Origin of the sequence: Oceanicola sp. 502str15, assembly GCF_024105635.1 — a bacterium.
Taxonomy (GTDB): Bacteria; Pseudomonadota; Alphaproteobacteria; order Rhodobacterales; family Rhodobacteraceae; genus Vannielia.
Window position 1 is genome coordinate 336,445 of the sequence record NZ_WYDQ01000001.1, and the last position, 18,278, is coordinate 354,722.

An 18,278-nucleotide genomic window follows, 5' to 3' on the forward strand; every position below is an offset into this window, starting at 1 on the left:
TGCCCCGGGGGGACACATGTCACAATCTGATAACTACGAGGCCTCTGCCTCCAGCGCACCCAGTGAAGTCGCGTCCTTCGACGGGCACAACAAGAACCTGATCGACCGGCTTCAGCACCTGTTGCACACCACGCCGGCGCTCGTGCCGCTCATCGTGCTGGTGCTGTCGATCGCGGTCTTCGGCCTTACGCTCGGTGCCCGGTTCTTCTCGCCCTTCGCCCTCACGCTGATCCTGCAACAGGTACAGATCGTCGGCATCGTGGCCGCCGCGCAGAGCCTTGTTATCCTCACGGCGGGCATCGACCTGAGCGTGGGTGCCATCGCGGTGATCTCCTCGGTCATCATGGGGCAGTTCACCTTTCGCTACGGTGTGCCCGTGGGCCTCTCCATCGTCGCCGGTCTCACCCTCGGCACCGCCATCGGTGCGCTGAACGGCTGGCTGGTGGCGCGGGTCAAGCTGCCGCCCTTCATCGTGACGCTCGGCATGTGGCAGATCGTGCTGGCGGCCAACTTCCTCTATTCGGCCAACGAAACTATCCGCAGCCAGGACATAGCCGAGGCGGCCCCCCTGCTTCAGCTCATGGGCGCCAAGTTTAGCGTGGGCGGCGCGGTCTTTACCGTTGGCGTGGTTTTCATGCTGATCCTCGTGCTGATCCTCGCCTATGTGCTGCGGCACACCGCTTGGGGCAGGCATGTTTATGCCGTGGGCGATGACCCGGATGCGGCGGAGCTTTCGGGCGTGAACGTGCGGCGCACGCTGATCTCGGTTTATGCGCTCGCGGGCCTCATCTGCGCCTTCGCCGGATGGGCCCTGATCGGGCGGATCGGCTCTGTCTCGCCCACCTCGGGCCAGCTTCTGAACATCGAGAGCATCACCGCCGTGGTGATCGGGGGCATCTCGCTCTTCGGCGGGCGCGGCTCGATCCTCGGCACGCTCTTCGGGGCCCTGATCGTTGGTGTCTTCACCCTCGGGCTGCGGCTCGCCGGGGCGGACGCCCAGTGGACCTACCTGCTTATCGGCACTCTCATCATCGCGGCTGTGGCCGTCGACCAGTGGATCAGAAAGGTGGCAGCCTGATGGAACCCATTCTCAAGGGCCGCGGCCTGACCAAGCGCTATGGCCGCGTGACCGCGCTCGACAATTGCGACTTCGACCTGATGCCGGGCGAGATCCTTGCCGTGATCGGCGACAACGGCGCGGGCAAGAGCTCTCTCATCAAGGCGGTGTCGGGGGCGGTGATCCCCGATGCGGGGACGGTGACGCTGGAGGGCAAGGAGGTCAACTTCGCCTCGCCCATCGACGCGCGGGAGGCGGGCATCGAGACGGTCTACCAGACGCTCGCCATGTCTCCTGCCCTGTCGATTGCCGACAACATGTTCATGGGCCGCGAAATCCGCCGCCCGGGCTGGCGGGGCAAGCTCCTGCGCCAACTTGACCGCCCCACGATGGAACGGATGGCCCGTGAGAAGCTCACCGAGCTTGGCCTGATGACGATCCAGAACATCAATCAGGCGGTGGAAACCCTTTCGGGCGGTCAGCGGCAAGGTGTTGCCGTGGCCCGCGCGGCGGCCTTCGGCTCCAAGGTGATCATCCTCGACGAGCCCACGGCGGCGCTCGGCGTGAAGGAGAGCCGGCGGGTGCTGGAGTTGATCCAGGACGTGAAATCACGCGGCATCCCGATCATCCTGATCAGCCACAACATGCCCCATGTCTTCGAGGTGGCCGACCGGATCCATGTGCACCGGCTGGGCCGCCGCCTCTGCGTGATCGACCCGCGCGACTACACGATGTCGGACGCGGTGGCCTTCATGACGGGCGCAAAAGAGGCGCCGCCGGTCGCGGCATGACCCCCTCGGTCACGTCATTGCCCGAGTTGGGGCAGGCCGTCCTGAACGCCCCCATGAAGCGCCGCCGCAGGGTGGTTGCTCTTGCAGGGGCGCCCGCAAGCGGCAAGTCGACCCTCGCCACCGCGTTCTGCGACGCGCTCAACGAGGCCGGGCAGCGGGCGCAGGTGGTGCCGATGGACGGTTTCCACCTGCACAACCCGATCCTTGTCGAGCGCGGGCTGCTGGCGCGGAAGGGCGCGCCGGAAACCTTCGACGCGGCCGGCTTCCTGCACCTCGTCGGGCGACTGGGTGACGAGCCCGAGATCGTCTTTCCGGTCTTTGACCGTACGAGGGATATCGCCATTGCGGGTGCGGGCATTGTCGACGAGGCCTGCGAAACCGTAATCGTCGAAGGCAATTACCTGCTGCTCGACAGGCCCCTGTGGCGCGACCTGCGCCAGCACATGGATCTGTCCGTTCTGGTGGCCGTCGAGATTGAGATATTGCGCGCGCGGCTGGTGGCGCGCTGGCTCGAGCATGGCCTGTCGCCGGCGGAGGCAACCGCCCGAGCCGAGGGAAACGACCTCGCCAATGCCGCGTTGATCGCACAGACCTCGCTGCCAGCCGATGTGATTTGGGCCGGCGGTGAGGGCACCACCGAAATGCCCGTCTGACCTGACACTTGGCGTGGTTCGGCGTTTCGGTTGAAGGGCAACGCGTGCGGGGTTTGAGCTGTTGTGTTCCAAATGGCTCGCTTGCGCAGCGCTTCCTTGAACCTTGATCGACTCTTGGTCCGCCACTTTGGTGATGCGGACTCTCTTGAAACTGCGAAAGAAGCCAGTGTCGCGTCAGGAGGCGACAGAGCAGGCGCGGTTTCGCCGCTTCTCAGTGTCCCTGATAAGGCATTCGCAATTTACGATTATGACTATCGGGAGCTCGATGCGGGTGTGGCTCGGGAGGAGGGCCAATTGCCGTAGATGCCTTCGCAGCATCTGGCCAAGCCTTCACAAATAAGCGCCGAGTCCGTTCACTATGCCGAAGCCGGGCGTTCGCAGCCGGACTTGTGAGCAAGCTTTGATTTTGGTGAAGGGGAATGCCTGCAATGACCTTCGGGTCATTCTACTCATTGGAGCGGGCGATGAGATTCGAACTCACGACCCTAACCTTGGCAAGGTTATGCTCTACCCCTGAGCTACGCCCGCATCCGTTGAGTAGCGGTCAAATAACGGGGGGGAGGGGCGGGTTCAAGGGGAAATTTGGCCCCATTGGCGAAAAATTTCCGGGGGCTCAGAACAGGGCGTGAAACAGCAGCCCGAGACCCATCAGCAGCAGGGCGGAAAAGGTCAGCACCATGCCCGATACCCGGAACGGCAGGCTCATTCTGGGGCCAAGCAGGGCGCGTGCGTGCAGCAGGCGGCCTGCGAGGAGGGCGATGCCGAGGAGGTGCAGGGCAATCGCGGGGGCGCCCTGTGCCTCGGACAGGGCCAGCAGCAGGATGCCGAGCGGCGCGTATTCGGCGCAGTTTCCCTGGGCGCGGGTGAGGGCGCGCATCCGGCTGTCGTCGCCGTCGCCCAGCGAGATGCCCTTGGTCCGCCGCCGCACGGTGACGGAATAGCTGAGGCCGACGAAGAAGATCGTCAGCAGGCCTGCGTAGATGGATGTGACGGCAAACATGGGGAGCCCTTCCTCGAACGGTGGCATCTGAGCGCAAATCCCCCTGCGGATCAACGTGTTACGTTGGGCGCGCAGGGGGGCTGATTGGGGCGGCTTGCGCCTTTACTCCAGTTCCACCAGCAGATCCTTTGCGTCGATCTGCTCGCCGGCCCGGATGTGGACGGCCTTTACGGTGGCGTCGCGCTCGGCGTGGAGGCCGGTTTCCATCTTCATGGCCTCGATGGTCAGCAGCAGGTCGCCCGCGCTCACCTTCTGGCCCGCGCTGACGCCGACGGAGGCGACCGAGCCGGGCATGGGCGCGCCGATGTGGTTGTCGTTGCCGAGTTCGGCCTTGGGGCGGGCCTGGACGGCGGAGGCGACGCGGCGGTCGGTGATGCGGACGGTGCGGGGCTGGCCGTTGAGCTCGAAGAAGACGCGCACGATGCCCTCTTCGTTTGTTTCGCCCACGGCGGAGAGCCGGATTTCCAGCGTTTTGCCCGGGTCGATCTCGACAGAGATCTCGTCGCCGGGTTCCATGCCGTAGAAGTAGGTTTCGGTCGGCAGGGTGCGGACCGGGCCGTATTCTTCATGGCGGGCGGCGTAATCGGTGAAGACCTTGGGATACATCAGGTATCCGTTCAGATCCTCGTCATCCAGCTCGAAGCCGAGCTTCTCGGAAACCTCCTTGCGGGTGGCCTCCAGATCGACCGGCTTCATCGACTTGCCGGCGCGCTCGGTGAGGGGCTTCTCGCCCTTCAGCACTTTTTTCTGGATGCCCTCCGGCCAGCCGCCGGGGGGCAGGCCGAGGTTGCCCTTCATCATGTCGATGACCGAGTCGGGGAAGGAGACCTCGCGCTTGGGGTCTTCGACCTCGGCGCGGGTAAGGCCTTGGGAAACCATCATCAGTGCCATGTCGCCGACCACCTTGGAGGAAGGGGTGACCTTCACGATGTCGCCGAACATCTGGTTCACGTCGGCATACATCTGCGCGACTTCGTGCCAGCGCTCTTCGAGCCCCATCGAGCGGGCCTGCGCCTTGAGGTTGGTGAACTGGCCGCCGGGCATTTCGTGCAGGTAGACCTCGGAGGCGGGGGCCTGGAGACCGCTCTCGAAGGCGGCGTAATGGGTGCGGACGCTTTCCCAGTAGTCGGAGATTTCGCGGATGGCGCCGATGTCGAGCCCGGTGTCGCGCTCGGTGTATTCCAGCGCCTCGACGATGGTGCCGAGCGTGGCCTGCGAGGTGTTGCCCGAGAGCGCATCCATGGCGCAATCGACCGCATCCACACCCGCCTCGGCGGCGGCGAGGATGGTGCCGCAGGCGATGCCGGCGGTGTCGTGGGTGTGGAAATGGATCGGCAGGTCGACCGCGTCCTTGAGCGCCGGGATCAGCACCTTGGCGGCGGAGGGCTTCAGCAGGCCAGCCATGTCTTTCAGGCCAAGGACGTGGGCACCGGCCTTCTCGAGTTCCTTTGCCATTTCAACGTAGTACTTCACGTCATACTTGGCGCGATCGGGGTCGAGCAGGTTGCCGGTGTAGCAGACCGTGCCCTCGATGATCTTGCCGCTCTCGCCCACGGCATCCATCGCCACGCGCATGTTTTCGACCCAGTTGAGGGAGTCGAAGACGCGGAACACGTCGACCCCGGAGGCGGCGGCCTGCTTGACGAAGCTGACCACCACATTGTCGGGGTAGTTGGTGTAGCCCACGCCGTTGGAGGCGCGCAGCAGCATCTGGGTCATGATGTTGGGCATGGCGGCGCGGATGTCGCGGAGGCGCTGCCAGGGGCATTCCTGCAGGAAGCGGTAGGCCACGTCGAAGGTGGCGCCGCCCCAGCATTCGACCGAGAAGAGCTGGGGCAGGTTGGCGGCATAGGCGGGGGCGACGCGGATCATGTCGATCGAGCGCATCCGGGTGGCGAGCAGCGACTGGTGGCCGTCGCGCATGGTGGTGTCGGTGATGAGGAGCTGCTTTTGCGCCTTCATCCAATCGGCCACCGCTTTGGGGCCCTTGTCCTGCAGCAAGTTGAGCGTGCCCGGAGCGGGCACCTCGACGCGGCGGGCGGGGGCCTTGGGCGGCTTGGCCTCGGCGGGCTTGGGGCGGCCGGCGGTCTCGGGGTGGCCGTTCACGGTGATGTCGGCCACGTAGCGCAGGATCTTGGTGGCCCGGTCGCGGCGGCGTTTGAAATCAAAGAGTTCCGGCGTCTCGTCGATGAACTTGGTGTGGTAGGTATTGCCGGTGAAGGTGGGGTGCTTCAGCAGGTTCTCGACGAAGGCGATGTTGGTGGACACGCCCCGAATACGAAACTCGCGCAGCGCCCTGTCCATCCGCGCAATCGCGGCCTCGGGGGTGGGGGCCCAGGCGGTGACTTTCGTCAGCAGCGAGTCGTAGTAGCGGGTGATGACGCCGCCGGCATAGGCGGTGCCGCCGTCGAGCCGGATGCCCATGCCGGTGGCGGAGCGATAGGCGGTGAGGCGGCCGTAGTCGGGGATGAAGTTGTTCAGCGGATCTTCGGTGGTTACGCGGCACTGCAGCGCGTGGCCGTTCAGGCGCACGTCATACTGCGATGCGGTGCCGGTGGCCTCGACCAGCGACTTGCCCTCGGCGATCTTGATCTGGGCCTGCACGATGTCGATGCCGGTGACTTCCTCGGTCACGGTATGCTCGACCTGCACGCGGGGGTTCACCTCGATGAAGTAGAACTTGCCGGTTTCCATATCCATCAGGAACTCGACGGTGCCGGCGCATTCGTAGTTCACATGCTCGCAGATCTTCTTGCCGAGGTTGCAGATCTCCTCGCGCTGGGCCTCGGAGAGATAGGGGGCGGGCGCGCGCTCGACGACCTTCTGGTTGCGGCGCTGCACCGAGCAGTCGCGCTCCCAGAGGTGGTAGATGTTGCCCTGGCTGTCACCGAGGATCTGCACCTCGACATGGCGGGCGCGGGTGATCATCTTTTCCAGATACCCCTCGCCATTGCCGAAGGCGGCCTCGGCCTCGCGGCGGCCTTCGAGGACTTTTTCCTTCAATTCCGAGGGCTTGTTGATCGGGCGCATGCCGCGACCGCCGCCGCCCCAGCTGGCCTTGAGCATGAGCGGATAGCCGATCTTCTCGGCCTCGACGGCGATGGCCTCCATGTCGTCGCCCAGCACCTCGGTGGCCGGAATCACCGGCACGCCGGCCTCGATGGCGACCTTGCGGGCCGAGGCCTTGTCGCCGAGCTGGCGCATGGTCTTGGCCTTGGGGCCGATGAACTTGATGCCCTCGGCCTCGCAGGCATCGACGAATTGGGGGTTCTCGGAGAGCAGGCCATAGCCGGGGTGGATGGCATCGGCGCCGGACATCTTGGCGACGCGGATCATCTCCTCGATGGAGAGATAGGCGGCCACCGGGCCCAGCCCCTCGCCGATCCGGTAGGCCTCGTCGGCCTTGAAGCGATGCAGCCCCAGCTTGTCTTCCTCGGCATAGACGGCGACCGTCTTCTTGCCCAGCTCGTTGGCCGCCCGCATGATCCGGATGGCGATCTCGCCCCGATTTGCGATAAGGATTTTCTGAAATTCAGCCATGGCGCTCCCCGATTATTCCGCGTTGCAGCAGACCCGATTGTTACGGAGATTTCACGGAAGGGAAAGGGGAGATGCTGCAATGCAGAAGCTGCGGGAATGCCGGTATGGCCGCGATGTGGAACGCAAGGTGAACACGCTCTTTCCCTCAAAAGCGTAACGCGATATGGTCGCGCGCATGAGCAGTATCGAGCCAGACCGCCCGCTGAGCCTGTCGCAACAGGCCGTGGCCGCCCGCCCCGCGCCCTACCTCGAAGGGCTGAACCCGGCACAACGCGAGGCCGTGGAGCAGCTTGACGGGCCGGTGCTGATGCTGGCCGGCGCGGGCACCGGCAAGACCAAGGCGCTGACCACGCGGATTGCGCACCTGCTGCTGACGCAGCGCGCGCGGCCCAATGAAATTCTCGCAGTGACCTTCACCAACAAGGCCGCCCGCGAGATGAAAAACCGCGTGGCGGGCCTGATGGGGCAGACGGTGGAGGGAATGCCATGGCTGGGCACGTTCCACGCGATCTGCGTGAAGCTGCTGCGGAGGCATGCCGAACTGGTCGGCCTCAAGAGCAACTTCACCATCCTTGATACAGATGATCAGTTAAGGCTTCTTAAACAGCTCGTCGCCGCCGCCAATATCGACGACAAGCGCTGGCCGGCGCGGATGCTGGCCGGGATCATCGACCAGTGGAAGAACAAGGCGCTCACCCCCGACAAGGTGCCGGTCGCGGACGCCGCGGCCTACGACCACAAGGGCGTGGCGATCTACCGGGAATACCAGGCGCGGCTGAAGACGCTGAACGCGGTGGATTTCGGCGACCTGCTGCTGCACATGGTCACGATCTTCCAGACCCATGAGGACGTGCTGGAACAATATCAGCGCTGGTTCCGCTACATTCTGGTCGACGAATACCAGGATACCAACGTGGCCCAATACCTGTGGCTGCGCCTCCTCGCGCAGGGGCACAAGAACATCTGCTGCGTGGGTGACGACGATCAGTCGATCTATGGCTGGCGGGGCGCCGAGGTGGGCAACATCCTGCGGTTCGAAAAGGATTTTCCGGGCGCGCATGTGGTGCGGCTGGAGCAGAACTATCGCTCGACGCCGCATATTCTGGGCGCCGCCGGGGGCGTGATCGCCGCCAACAAGGGCCGGCTCGGCAAGGAGCTTTGGACCGAGGCGGAGGAGGGCGAGAAGGTGCGCCTCATCGGCCATTGGGACGGCGAGGAAGAGGCGCGCTGGATAGGCGACGAGCTGGAGGCGATGGGCGGCGGCACCCGGGGGATGCGGCCTATCGGGTTGAATGAATGCGCAATTCTGGTGCGCGCCTCGCACCAGATGCGGGCGTTTGAAGACCGGTTTCTGACCATCGGGCTGCCCTACCGGGTGATCGGGGGGCCGCGATTTTACGAGCGGATGGAGATCCGCGATGCGATGGCATACTTCCGCGTGGCCGTCTCGCCGGACGATGATCTGGCTTTCGAGCGGATCGTCAATGTGCCCAAGCGGGGGCTGGGCGAGAAGGCTTTGCAGAAGATGCAGCGGGCGGCGCGGGCGAACGGGGTTTCGCTGTTTGAAGGTGCGCGGATCCTGGTGGCGTCGGGCGAGCTGACGGGCAAGGCGAAGGGGCAATCCGACGGCTTGCTCAAGCTCTTCGCGCACTGGCGTTATCTAGTTCAAAATGCTGGCGACGAGGTTGAGATCGAACGCTGGAGTGACGAGCAAACAGAGCTTGAGGTGCAGTTTAGCGAGCTAACGGCTTTGCTTGAAACGCTTCCGACGCAGATTGAAGAACTTGATAGTGCGGAAGCTTCGGAAGATACCAGTCCTAAGAGATCCGAGATCGAATATCAGATCGAGAACTGCCGACTTCGCTTAGGGTTTGTCGGTGATTGCATTGAAATTCTTCGCGGAAACCACGTTCTTTTGGCTGAGCGGATGCTGGACGACTCCGGCTATACCGACATGTGGCAGAACGACAAGACGCCCGAGGCACCGGGGCGGCTGGAGAACCTGAAGGAACTGGTGAAGGCGCTGGAAGGCTTTGAAAACCTTCAGGGATTTCTGGAGCATATCGCGCTGCTCATGGACAATGAGAGCGATGATGAGGGGCCGAAGGTTTCGATCATGACGCTGCATGCGGCGAAGGGGCTGGAGTTTCCGGCGGTGTTCCTTCCGGGGTGGGAGGACGGGCTGTTTCCGAGCCAGCGGAGCATGGACGAAAGCGGGGTGAAGGGGCTCGAGGAGGAGCGGCGGCTGGCCTATGTGGGGATCACGCGGGCCGAGGAGCTGTGCACGATTTCATTTGCCGGAAACCGGCGGATCTACGGCCAGTGGCAGAGCGCTCTGCCGTCGCGGTTTATCGACGAGCTGCCGGGCGAGCATGTGGATGTGCTGACCCCGCCGGGGCTGTACGGCAACACGCTCGGCGGCGGCGGGGGTGAAGTTCGCTCGACATTACAAGAGGATGCGGCGCGGGCGGATGGCTACAACTCGCCCGGCTGGAAGCGGCTTCAGGCGCGGGCACAGGTGCGCGGGATGAGCCAGCCGAAGGAGAGCCGGAACATGGTGATCGACGCCGAGGCGGTGTCTGTGCACAGCGTCGGGGAGCGGGTTTTTCACCAGAAATTCGGCTACGGGGCGATCACCGGGATCGAAGGCGACAAGCTGGAAATCCGGTTCGAGAAGGCCGGGGTGAAGAAGGTCGTGGCGACCTTTGTGGTGCCCGCGGCGAGCGCGGCGGATGACGTGCCGTTCTAGGGCGAACGGTGGGGTCACGAAGCCGGTTTAACCACGAAAAACGCATGTCACATCCCGTGCACAACCCGTGCACAGGCTGTGCATACATCAAATGACATAGCGCGCGTTAATCTACGGACCGTGCGCAGGGATGGTGGCGGCGGCGGGGGATCCTCGGGTCGGCCCGAGGGTGATGGATGTGGTGGGGGATCCTCGGGTCGAGCCCGAGGATGACAGTTGTGGCGAGGGGGCCTCGGGACGCGCCCGGGGATGACGGTTGTGGTGGCGGGGGATCCTCGGGTCGGGCCCGGGGATGACGGATGTGGCGGGGGATCCTTGGGTCGAGCCCGAGGATGACGGTTGTGGCGAGGGGGGCCTCGCGACGAGCCCGGGGATGACGGTATTGGTGGGGGGGCCGGGAGGGCCGGGGTCAGATCTCGTTTCGCCAGTCGTGCCGGGGGGAGAATCCGAGGAGGCGTTTGGCCTTTTCGGTGGTGTAGAAGGTCTCGTCCTCGCCCATCTCGCGCTTCTGCGGGACGCCCTTGTAGAATCGATCGATCAGCTCGGAGGTGGGGGCGGCGACGGAGTGGGTGTCGTTGGCGACGTTGAAGACCTCGTAGCCGAGCCCGTCGGTGCGGAGGCAGCACTCGACCATATGGCCCAGATCGCGGGCGTCGATATAGGCGAAGATGTTGCGGCGGCGCTTTTCGGGGGCGTGGATGAAGCCGGGGAAGTTCTCGGCGTATTCGTGCGGCTCGATCACGTTGTTGATGCGCAGACCGTAGATGTCGGCGCCGCTGCGGCACTGGAAGCTGCGGGCGGTGGCCTCGTTGACCACCTTGGACATGGCGTAGCTGTCTTCGGGCAGGGTGGGGTGGGCCTCATCCACCGGGATATACTCGGGCTTGCGCTCGCCGTTGGCGAAGCAGACGCCGTAGGTGGTTTCGGAGCTGGCGAAGATGACCTTGCGGATGCCGGCTTTGAGCGCGGCGTCGATGACGTTGTAGGTGCCCAGCGTGTTGACGCGGAAGCATTCGGCATCGCCGGTGACCATGATCCGGGGGACGGCGGCAAAATGCACGACGGCATCGAAGGAGGGCACGCCGGTGCCGGGCTCGAGCTCGTCGAAATCGGCCCAGGCCTGCATCGCGTCATGCATGGCGCCGAGATCGGTGATGTCGGCGATGCGGTTGAAGACGCCTTCGACGTCGGAGGGGGTCTTGTCGACGTTCAGCACCCGGTGGCCCTGTTCGACGAGATAGCGGGTGGCGTGACGGCCGGCCTTGCCGGAGCCGCCGGTGAAGAGAATGCGCATGGGGGCCTCCTTGGTTTGAGGCGCAGATTACCCGGGGGCGACGGGGTGCGAAAGCGGAAGGCGGACTGGTTGGGAGAGTTCCTCGGGTCAGGCCCGAGGATGACAGTAGAGGAGGGGCTAGGGAGAGATCCTCGGGTCAGGCCCGAGGATGACGGCCCGGGCCCGAAAATGAAAAGCGGCGATGCTCGGGAGGAGGTGAGCATCGCCGCCAATATCAGATCGCCCAGGGAGGAGGTCGGGCGCCTGAATTCCGGTCCCTTCCGGGGAAGGGTGGGGCGGCTGCCTCGGGAGGAGGTGAGGCGCCGCCCCTATGCTTCCGGCTGCCCAGGGAGGAGGACGGGCGCACCGAAATCGAATTGGGTCGGCGGGCACCCCGGGAGGAGGATGGGGGCCCGCCTGATATCGGGTGGCCCAGGGAGGAGGACGGGCCGTCCGAAACCGAATTGGGTGGCGACATGCCCGGGAGGAGGTGGGCTGCCGCCGGATCTCGAAGGCCCAGGGAGGAGGAGAGGGCGCTCCGAAACCGAAACTTTGGGCGGCGACGATGCTCGGGAGGAGGTGAGCATCGCCGCCTGATTTTCGGGGCGCCCAGGGAGGAGGTCGGGCGGACCGAAACCGAATTGGGTGGCGACATGCCCGGGAGGAGGTGGGCTGCCGCCGGATCTCGAAGGCCCAGGGAGGAGGAGAGGGCGCTCCGAAACCGAAACTTTGGGCGGCGGCGATGCTCGGGAGGAGGTGAGCATCGCCGCCTGATTTTCGGGGCGCCCAGGGAGGAGGTCGGGCGGACCGAAACTGAATTGGGTGGCGACAGGCCCGGGAGGAGGTGGGCTGCCGCCGGATCTCGAAGAGCCCAGCGAGGAGGAGAGGGCGCTCCGAAACCGAAACTTTGGGCGGCGACGATGCTCGGGAGGAGGTGAGCATCGCCGCCTGATTTTCGGGGCGCCCAGGGAGGAGGTCGGGCGGACCGAAACTGAATTGGGTGGCGACAGGCCCGGGAGGAGGTGGGCTGCCGCCGGATCTCGAAGGCCCAGGGAGGAGGAGAGGGCGCTCCGAAACCGAAACTTTGGGCGGCGACGATGCTCGGGAGGAGGTGAGCATCGCCGCCTAATCTCAGAACGCCCAGGGAGGAGGTCGGACGTTCTGATCTCGTTGTCTCGTCCCCGCCGTTCTGGCGGGGTAAGCGGCGAGGGCACCGGGAGGAGGATGGTGCCGTTGCCGTAACGAAGAGCCCAGGGAGGAGGACGGGCCCTTCAGTGTTCCTGTGTCAGGCGCCGTATGCGGCCTGGAAGGCGACCGAGCGGATCATGGAGGGCGCGATGCCGAGGTCGGCGAGGTCGCGGTTGCTCAGGGCCTGAAGTTCGCGGAGCGTCTGACGGTAGACGCGGCGTTTTGCTGCGTTCTCGCGGCGGGCCTCGAAGAAGGCTTCGATGCGGCCCATGATGCCGGTGGTCGCGGTGTTCTGTGCGGTTGCGTAAGCCATGGTGGCTGTGTCCTTAGTGGTGTCGTACCTGTGTGGGCCGTTCTGTGCCCGTTGCTTGAGATGAACTTAGGGAATTGCTGCACCTGCATAAAGCCCTTTCGCCGCAACGCGGCTATGCAGTGAGGGAATAGGTAAAAGGGGTGGAGATTCAGCGCGTTAAGCCTACGTTTTAGGCAATAAAAGAAATAACGTAGCGTCACTTGTGGCGCCTTCCAATCAAGGAGAAGAGCGAAAAATGCCTGTAGATAAAGGTGCAATTCAAACCGCTTTGGCCAAGGTCGGGCTTGCGGACGGCGGCGACCTTGTATCTCGGGACATGATTCGAGCGTTGCAGATCGGCGACAGTGGGGATGTGAAGTTTGTCATCGAAGCCGATGATGCAGCTGCAGCATCGCGGATGGAGCCGATTCTGGAGGCCGCAAAGGCCGCGGTTCTGGCGGTGGAGGGGGTCAGCTCGGTCTCTGCCCTTCTCACGGCGCATAGCGGCGGCCCGGCAAAGCCCGCCGCGCCCGCGCCCCAGGGCGGCACGCAGGCGCCGCCGAGCCTGAAGATCGGCCGTCACCCGACGCCGCAGGCCGGGCCGACGAAGATTGCGGGCGTGGAGCGCATCATTGCGGTGGGCTCGGGCAAGGGCGGCGTGGGCAAGAGCACGGTCTCGGCCAACCTCGCGGTGGCGCTGGCGCGGCAGGGCCGGAAGGTGGGGCTGCTGGACGCCGATATATACGGACCCAGCCAGCCGCGGATGATGGGCCTCAACAAGCGGCCCGGAAGCCCGGACGGCGAGCGGATCGTGCCGCTGCACGCCCATGGCGTCACTTTCATGTCTATCGGGCTGATGCTGGAAGAGGGGCAGGCGGTGATCTGGCGCGGGCCGATGCTGATGGGCGCGTTGCAGCAGATGATGACGCAGGTGGAGTGGGGCGAGCTGGATGTGCTGATCGTCGACTTGCCGCCGGGCACGGGGGATGTGCAGCTCACGCTGTGCCAGCGCTACCCGATCACCGGCGCCGTGGTGGTGAGCACCCCGCAGGACGTGGCGCTGATAGATGCCCGCAAGGCGATCGACATGTTCGGCAAGCTCAAGACCCCGGTGCTGGGGCTGATCGAGAACATGTCTACTTATATATGTCCGAACTGCGGGCATGAGGCGCATCTGTTCGGCCACGGCGGCGTGGCGGCGGAGGCGAAGCTGATGAACGTGCCGCTGCTGGCGCAATTGCCGCTGGAGCTGGACACCCGGCTGGGCGGCGACAAGGGCGTGCCGGTGGCCGCGGGCGAGGGCAGCGCGGCGGAGGCCTATGCCGCCCTGGCCAAGGGTCTCGTGGAAGGCGGGATGGGCTGAGGCCCACCCCCGCCGACGGGATCGCGCCCCACCCGTGGGAGATCATGGGACGCGCTATGGGACTTTATGGGATCACGGCTGAATCGCGGCGAATCGCGCTGAATCGCGGCGCCGTTACCGGGTGGATTAGGGGTTTTGACCTCGATTTTGGCCCCGGACGACCCGCTCTGGCAGGCGAATTGGGCCTGTGGGCCATGCTTTTTGGGAAAATAGGGGACTTTTTTGCGTGCTCGATGCGCCACTATATCTAGTGGCTTTGGGCCGAAGTCTCACCAGAAATTCCGTGAAAGTGCTGAAAACCCCGTGATCGGCGGGAACTGGCTGCGGCTGGTTGGTGGGATTCTGGGGCTCTGGGGGCAATGTGGTGTTGCCTCCCATGATTTCCCATGGCATACCTGATCCCAAGATGAAGACGGGAACACAAAGCGACACAAGATCGCAAACTCCCAAAGTCAGGCAGGCTTTCATACAGGCACCCGCTTTCATCTGAACGAAGAGATCCGGCGCGCGAGCGAGCAGACATCCCCCCAGGTGGCGCGCGCACCGGACATTCCCAGAAATGGGACGAGGGCGGCGGATTGGGCACATGGCAGCAGCTCAATCCGCCGTTTTCATTTTCGGGGACACGCAAGGGCCCGGGCCCGTTTGGGGCGGGCGCTTGAGGGACAGTGAAGGAGCGGCGATTTGGGTCGCAGGTTCAGAGGCGAAGGCCACCACAAGGTGGACACGAAGGGCAGGGTGAGCATCCCCGCCCTGTTTCGCCATGTTCTGGCCGCCGAAGACCCCGATTGCGCCACGGGCGACAACGCCAACCTGGTGATCGTTTACGGCGACCACCGCCAGAACCACCTCAAATGCTATACGGTCAACGCGATCAACGAGATCGACGACAAGATCGCCGCCATGCCGCGCGGCACCAAGCAGCGGCGTTACCTCGAGCGGCTCTATTCCGGTATGTCCCTGCCGACGCAGGTGGACGAGACCGGGCGCCTGGTGCTTCCGGCCAAGCTGCGCGAGAAGGTGGGGCTCGACAAGGAGGCCTTCTTCATCGCCACCGGCGACAGCTTTCAGATCTGGAATCCCGAGACCTACAACGAGGTCCATGGGGTCGACGACGAAGAGTGGCTCGACGACATGGGTGAGGATTTCGACCCGCTGGAGCTGCTCGATCTCGCCCAGGGCGAGGGTTGAGCGATGGCGGCGGCCGAAAGCCTTTCGCCAGACACGTCCCAAGGGGCCGCGCCCCATGTTCCTGTCCTCATTGATCCGCTGATCGAACACGCGGCGCCGGTATCGGGCCATTGGGTCGACGGCACCTTTGGCGCGGGCGGCTATGCGCGCCGTCTGCTGGCGGCGGGGGCCGAGCGGCTGACCGGGATCGACCGCGACCCGAGCGCGATCACCGGGGCGGCGGCGATGGTCGAGGCCTTCGCGCCGCGGCTCGAGGTGGTGCCGGGGCGGTTCTCGCAGATGGGCGAGCTGGTGGAGGGGCCGGTAGCGGGCGTTGTGCTCGACCTCGGGGTCTCGTCGATGCAGCTCGACCAGGCGGAGCGGGGCTTTTCGTTCATGCGCGACGGGCCGCTGGACATGCGGATGGCCAGCGAGGGGCCGAGTGCCGCCGATCTGGTGAACGAGGCCGACGAGGCGCATCTGGCGGATATCATTCATTTTTACGGCGAGGAGCGGGCGGCGCGGCGGATTGCCAAGGCGATCGTGAAGGCGCGGCCCTTAAGCCGGACGCTGGAGCTGGCCGAGGTGGTTTCGTCCTGCCTGCCCAAGCCGCGCCCGGGGCAGGTGCACCCGGCGACGCGCAGCTTTCAGGGCATCCGCATCGCGGTGAACGACGAGTTCGGCGAGCTGATTGCCGGGCTGGAGGCGGCCGAGGGGCTGCTTGCCGAGGGCGGCGTGCTGGCGGTGGTCACCTTTCATTCGCTGGAGGACCGGGTGGTGAAGCGCTACCTCGCGGCCCGCTCTGGCGCCGCGCCGCGCGCCAACAGGTTTGCGCCCGAACAGGCCGCCCCGCCGGCGCCGTTCGAGCCGATCACCAAGAAGGCGGTGGCCCCCACAGAGGAGGAAACCGCCGCCAACCCCCGCGCCCGCTCGGCCAAGCTGCGCATGGCGCGGCGCACTGGCGAAGCGGGGGGCGAGGTTGACAGGGCACAGATGGGCCTGCCGGGCCCGAAACACTGGTGGAAAGGGTAAGAGAGAATGCGCGGCTTCTTCTATGTCATCTCGGCGCTTGCCGTCATGGGACTGGCCTTCTGGGCCTATCACGAGAACTACCAGACCCAGAAATCGCAGAAGGACATGGCCAAGCTGAGGGCCGAGATCCGCAATCTCTATGACACCCGCGCCATGCTGCGGGCGGAATGGGCCTATCTGAACCGGCCCGAGCGGCTGACCGAGCTGGCGGAGCTGAACTTTACCCGCCTTGGCCTGCTGCCCTTCGGGGCAGAGCAGTTCGGCCGGGTCGACCAGGTGGGCTTTCCGGCCGAGGAGCTGGCCCCGATCACCGACCCCGTGGAAATCAGCGGCACGCTTCAGGATGATGCCGAGGATGGAGAGCAGTACCCATGACCCGCACCCCGCTGCGCCCGCTGGCCCGTGTGATTGCCGCCCGTCAGAGCGGGCAGAACCCCGATGCGATCGAGCGCGAGAACCTGCGCCTGCGCCATGAGGCGCAGCGCGACAGGCTGCGTTTCCGCGCCGAGGGGCGGTTGTTTGTGCTTGGTGTCTGCTTCTTCTGCGCCTTCGTGGTGATCGGCGCGCGGATGGGGCACCTGGCGGCCTCGGTTCCGGCGGAGCCGACGAGCGGCGATGTGGCCGAGCTCATCAGCGCCAGCCGCGCCGACATTGTCGACCGGCAGGGGCGGGTGCTGGCCACCAACCTGTCGACCCATTCGCTCTATGCCCAGCCGCCGCTCATGGTGGAGAAGGAGCGCGCCGCCGAGGAGCTGGCGAAGATCTTTCCCGACCTCGATGCCGAGAAGCTGAAGCGCCAGTTCACCGGGGCGCGCAAGTTCGTCTGGGTGAAGAAGAAGATCAGCCCCGAGCAGATGCAGGCGGTGCATGACATCGGCGAGCCGGGGCTGCTGTTTGGCCCGCGCGAGATGCGGCTTTATCCGAACGGGGCGCTGGCCTCGCATATCCTCGGCGGCGCGAGCTTTGGCCGCGAGGGGGTGCATAGTGCCGAGGTGGTGGGCGTTGCGGGCGTTGAAAAGCAGTTCGACGCGCTGCTGCGCGATCCGGCCCGTGCCGGCAGGCCGCTGGAGCTGACCATCGACCTCACCGTGCAGGCGGTGACGGAAGAGGTGCTTTATGGCGGCATGAAGCTGATGAATGCCAAGGGCGCGTCGGCGGTGCTGATGGATGTGCACAGCGGCGAGATCCTCGCCATGGCGAGCCTGCCCGACTTCGACCCCAACAACCGTCCGCGCCCGCTGACCAGCGGCGACCAGTCCGACAGCCCGTTGTTCAACCGGTCGGTGCAGGGGGTCTACGAGCTGGGCTCGACCTTCAAGATCTTTGCCGCCGCGCAGGCGATGGAGCTGGGGCTGGTGAACCCGGATACGGTGATCAACACCAAGGGCCCGCTGACCTGGGGCAAGCACCGGATTCGGGACTTTCACAACTACGGCAACGAGCTGAGTGTGACCAAGATCATCGTGAAGTCTTCCAACATCGGCACCGCACGGCTGGCGATGGACATCGGCGCGCAGCGCCAGCAGGAGTTTCTCGGGCAGCTCGGCTTTCTGGAGCCGACCCCTGTGGAGATGGTGGAGGCCCCGACCGGCAAGCCGCTGCTGCCGCCCAACTGGTCGGAGATCTCCACGATGACGATCAGCTATGGCCATGGCCTGTCGGCCAGCCCGCTGCATCTGGCGACCGGCTACGCCTCGCTTTTGAACGGGGGCACAAGGGTTTATCCGACGCTCCTCAAGCAGGACGTGAAGAAGGAAGGCCCCCGGGTGGTGAGCGCGCGGACCTCGGAGCGGTCGCGGATCATGTTGCGCAAGGTGGTGACCGAGGGCACCGCCAGCTTTGGCGAGGTCGAGGGCTACGCGGTGGGCGGCAAGACCGGCACCGCCGACAAGCCCAAGCCGCGGGGCGGCTATTACAAGGACAAGGTGATTGCCACCTTCGCCACCATCTTTCCGGCCCATGACCCGAAGTACGTGCTGGTGGTGAGCCTCGACGAGCCGGTCGAGCTGACCGGCCCGCAGCCGCGCCGCACCGCCGGCTGGACCGCGGTGCCGGTGACCGCCGAGATGATCCGCCGGGTGGCCCCTTTGCTGGGGCTGCGGCCAAGCGTTGAACCCGGCACCGAAGCTGCTTTAATACGGACATCGAACTAAGCAGCACACGGAGCGAC

13 protein-coding genes and 1 tRNA gene are annotated in these 18,278 nt (G+C 65.2%); 9 read left to right on the top strand and 5 right to left on the bottom strand.

Annotated elements, in window-relative coordinates; all coding sequences use genetic code 11:
* The first annotated feature begins 16 nt into the window (after positions 1 to 16).
* The 3 genes from GTH22_RS01680 to GTH22_RS01690 are packed head-to-tail and all read left to right on the top strand — an operon-like array spanning position 17 to position 2,501.
* Complete coding sequence (locus tag GTH22_RS01680; protein ID WP_252942813.1) at positions 17 to 1,078, top strand: ABC transporter permease; 1,062 nt, start codon at positions 17 to 19, stop codon at positions 1,076 to 1,078.
* The gene (locus tag GTH22_RS01685; protein WP_252942814.1) at positions 1,078 to 1,848 is read left to right on the top strand and encodes an ATP-binding cassette domain-containing protein; all 771 of its coding nucleotides are present in this window, start codon (positions 1,078 to 1,080) and stop codon (positions 1,846 to 1,848) included. The genes GTH22_RS01680 and GTH22_RS01685 overlap by 1 nt, the downstream gene beginning before the upstream one ends.
* Positions 1,845 to 2,501, top strand: coding sequence for a nucleoside/nucleotide kinase family protein (locus GTH22_RS01690; RefSeq protein ID WP_252942815.1), 657 nt, complete (start codon positions 1,845 to 1,847; stop codon positions 2,499 to 2,501). Before GTH22_RS01685 ends, GTH22_RS01690 begins: the two co-directional genes overlap by 4 nt.
* Before the next feature lie 453 nt (positions 2,502 to 2,954).
* Here GTH22_RS01690 and GTH22_RS01695 read toward each other — a convergent pair.
* From GTH22_RS01695 to GTH22_RS01705, 3 genes are all read right to left on the bottom strand, one after another.
* Positions 2,955 to 3,029: transfer RNA gene (locus tag GTH22_RS01695), tRNA-Gly, on the bottom strand.
* An 85-nt stretch (positions 3,030 to 3,114) separates the two neighbouring features.
* Positions 3,115 to 3,501: an MAPEG family protein gene (locus tag GTH22_RS01700; protein ID WP_252942816.1), complete on the bottom strand. Its 387-nt coding sequence runs from the start codon at positions 3,499 to 3,501 to the stop codon at positions 3,115 to 3,117.
* Positions 3,502 to 3,603: 102 nt separating this feature from the next.
* Entirely contained in the window at positions 3,604 to 7,041 is a 3,438-nt protein-coding gene (locus tag GTH22_RS01705; protein ID WP_252942817.1) for a pyruvate carboxylase, read from the bottom strand.
* A gap of 175 nt (positions 7,042 to 7,216) precedes the next feature.
* Here GTH22_RS01705 and GTH22_RS01710 point away from each other — a divergent pair, with 175 nt between their 5' ends.
* Positions 7,217 to 9,790 (top strand): ATP-dependent helicase, encoded by a 2,574-nt coding sequence (locus GTH22_RS01710; protein ID WP_252942818.1) that lies wholly within the window; start codon positions 7,217 to 7,219, stop codon positions 9,788 to 9,790.
* 409 nt (positions 9,791 to 10,199) lie between these two features.
* On the opposite strand, the gene GTH22_RS01715 is transcribed toward GTH22_RS01710, so the two are convergent.
* Both GTH22_RS01715 and GTH22_RS01720 read right to left on the bottom strand, forming a co-directional pair.
* Positions 10,200 to 11,084, bottom strand: coding sequence for an NAD(P)-dependent oxidoreductase (locus GTH22_RS01715; protein ID WP_252942819.1), 885 nt, complete (start codon positions 11,082 to 11,084; stop codon positions 10,200 to 10,202).
* Positions 11,085 to 12,348: 1,264 nt separating this feature from the next.
* Positions 12,349 to 12,564 (bottom strand): DUF1127 domain-containing protein, encoded by a 216-nt coding sequence (locus GTH22_RS01720; protein WP_252942820.1) that lies wholly within the window; start codon positions 12,562 to 12,564, stop codon positions 12,349 to 12,351.
* 235 nt (positions 12,565 to 12,799) lie between these two features.
* On the opposite strand from GTH22_RS01720, the gene GTH22_RS01725 reads away from it, so the two are divergent.
* The 5 genes from GTH22_RS01725 to GTH22_RS01745 all read left to right on the top strand — a co-directional run bounded on the left by GTH22_RS01725 (position 12,800) and on the right by GTH22_RS01745 (position 18,261).
* Positions 12,800 to 13,906: an Mrp/NBP35 family ATP-binding protein gene (locus GTH22_RS01725; protein WP_252942821.1), complete on the top strand. Its 1,107-nt coding sequence runs from the start codon at positions 12,800 to 12,802 to the stop codon at positions 13,904 to 13,906.
* Between the two features lie 684 nt (positions 13,907 to 14,590).
* Positions 14,591 to 15,097, top strand: coding sequence for a division/cell wall cluster transcriptional repressor MraZ (gene mraZ, locus GTH22_RS01730; RefSeq protein ID WP_252942822.1), 507 nt, complete (start codon positions 14,591 to 14,593; stop codon positions 15,095 to 15,097).
* Between the two features lie 3 nt (positions 15,098 to 15,100).
* The gene (gene rsmH / locus GTH22_RS01735) at positions 15,101 to 16,108 is read left to right on the top strand and encodes a 16S rRNA (cytosine(1402)-N(4))-methyltransferase RsmH (RefSeq protein ID WP_252942823.1); all 1,008 of its coding nucleotides are present in this window, start codon (positions 15,101 to 15,103) and stop codon (positions 16,106 to 16,108) included.
* 6 nt (positions 16,109 to 16,114) lie between these two features.
* The gene (locus GTH22_RS01740) at positions 16,115 to 16,483 is read left to right on the top strand and encodes a cell division protein FtsL (protein ID WP_252942824.1); all 369 of its coding nucleotides are present in this window, start codon (positions 16,115 to 16,117) and stop codon (positions 16,481 to 16,483) included.
* A complete protein-coding gene (locus GTH22_RS01745; RefSeq protein ID WP_252942825.1) occupies positions 16,480 to 18,261 on the top strand; it encodes a penicillin-binding protein 2 in 1,782 nt (593 codons plus the stop codon). The genes GTH22_RS01740 and GTH22_RS01745 overlap by 4 nt, the downstream gene beginning before the upstream one ends.
* Positions 18,262 to 18,278: the final 17 nt, after the last annotated feature.

Bases quoted from the DNA above. Each gene is read 5' to 3' on its own strand.
- GTH22_RS01680 (WP_252942813.1), top strand. From the start codon at position 17: ATGTCACAATCTGATAACTACGAGGCCTCTGCCTCCAGCGCACCCAGT.
- GTH22_RS01685 (WP_252942814.1), top strand. From the start codon at position 1,078: ATGGAACCCATTCTCAAGGGCCGCGGCCTGACCAAGCGCTATGGCCGC.
- GTH22_RS01690 (WP_252942815.1), top strand. From the start codon at position 1,845: ATGACCCCCTCGGTCACGTCATTGCCCGAGTTGGGGCAGGCCGTCCTG.
- GTH22_RS01700 (WP_252942816.1), bottom strand. From the start codon at position 3,501: ATGTTTGCCGTCACATCCATCTACGCAGGCCTGCTGACGATCTTCTTC.
- GTH22_RS01705 (WP_252942817.1), bottom strand. From the start codon at position 7,041: ATGGCTGAATTTCAGAAAATCCTTATCGCAAATCGGGGCGAGATCGCC.
- GTH22_RS01710 (WP_252942818.1), top strand. From the start codon at position 7,217: ATGAGCAGTATCGAGCCAGACCGCCCGCTGAGCCTGTCGCAACAGGCC.
- GTH22_RS01715 (WP_252942819.1), bottom strand. From the start codon at position 11,084: ATGCGCATTCTCTTCACCGGCGGCTCCGGCAAGGCCGGCCGTCACGCC.
- GTH22_RS01720 (WP_252942820.1), bottom strand. From the start codon at position 12,564: ATGGCTTACGCAACCGCACAGAACACCGCGACCACCGGCATCATGGGC.
- GTH22_RS01725 (WP_252942821.1), top strand. From the start codon at position 12,800: ATGCCTGTAGATAAAGGTGCAATTCAAACCGCTTTGGCCAAGGTCGGG.
- rsmH (WP_252942823.1), top strand. From the start codon at position 15,101: ATGGCGGCGGCCGAAAGCCTTTCGCCAGACACGTCCCAAGGGGCCGCG.
- GTH22_RS01740 (WP_252942824.1), top strand. From the start codon at position 16,115: ATGCGCGGCTTCTTCTATGTCATCTCGGCGCTTGCCGTCATGGGACTG.
- GTH22_RS01745 (WP_252942825.1), top strand. From the start codon at position 16,480: ATGACCCGCACCCCGCTGCGCCCGCTGGCCCGTGTGATTGCCGCCCGT.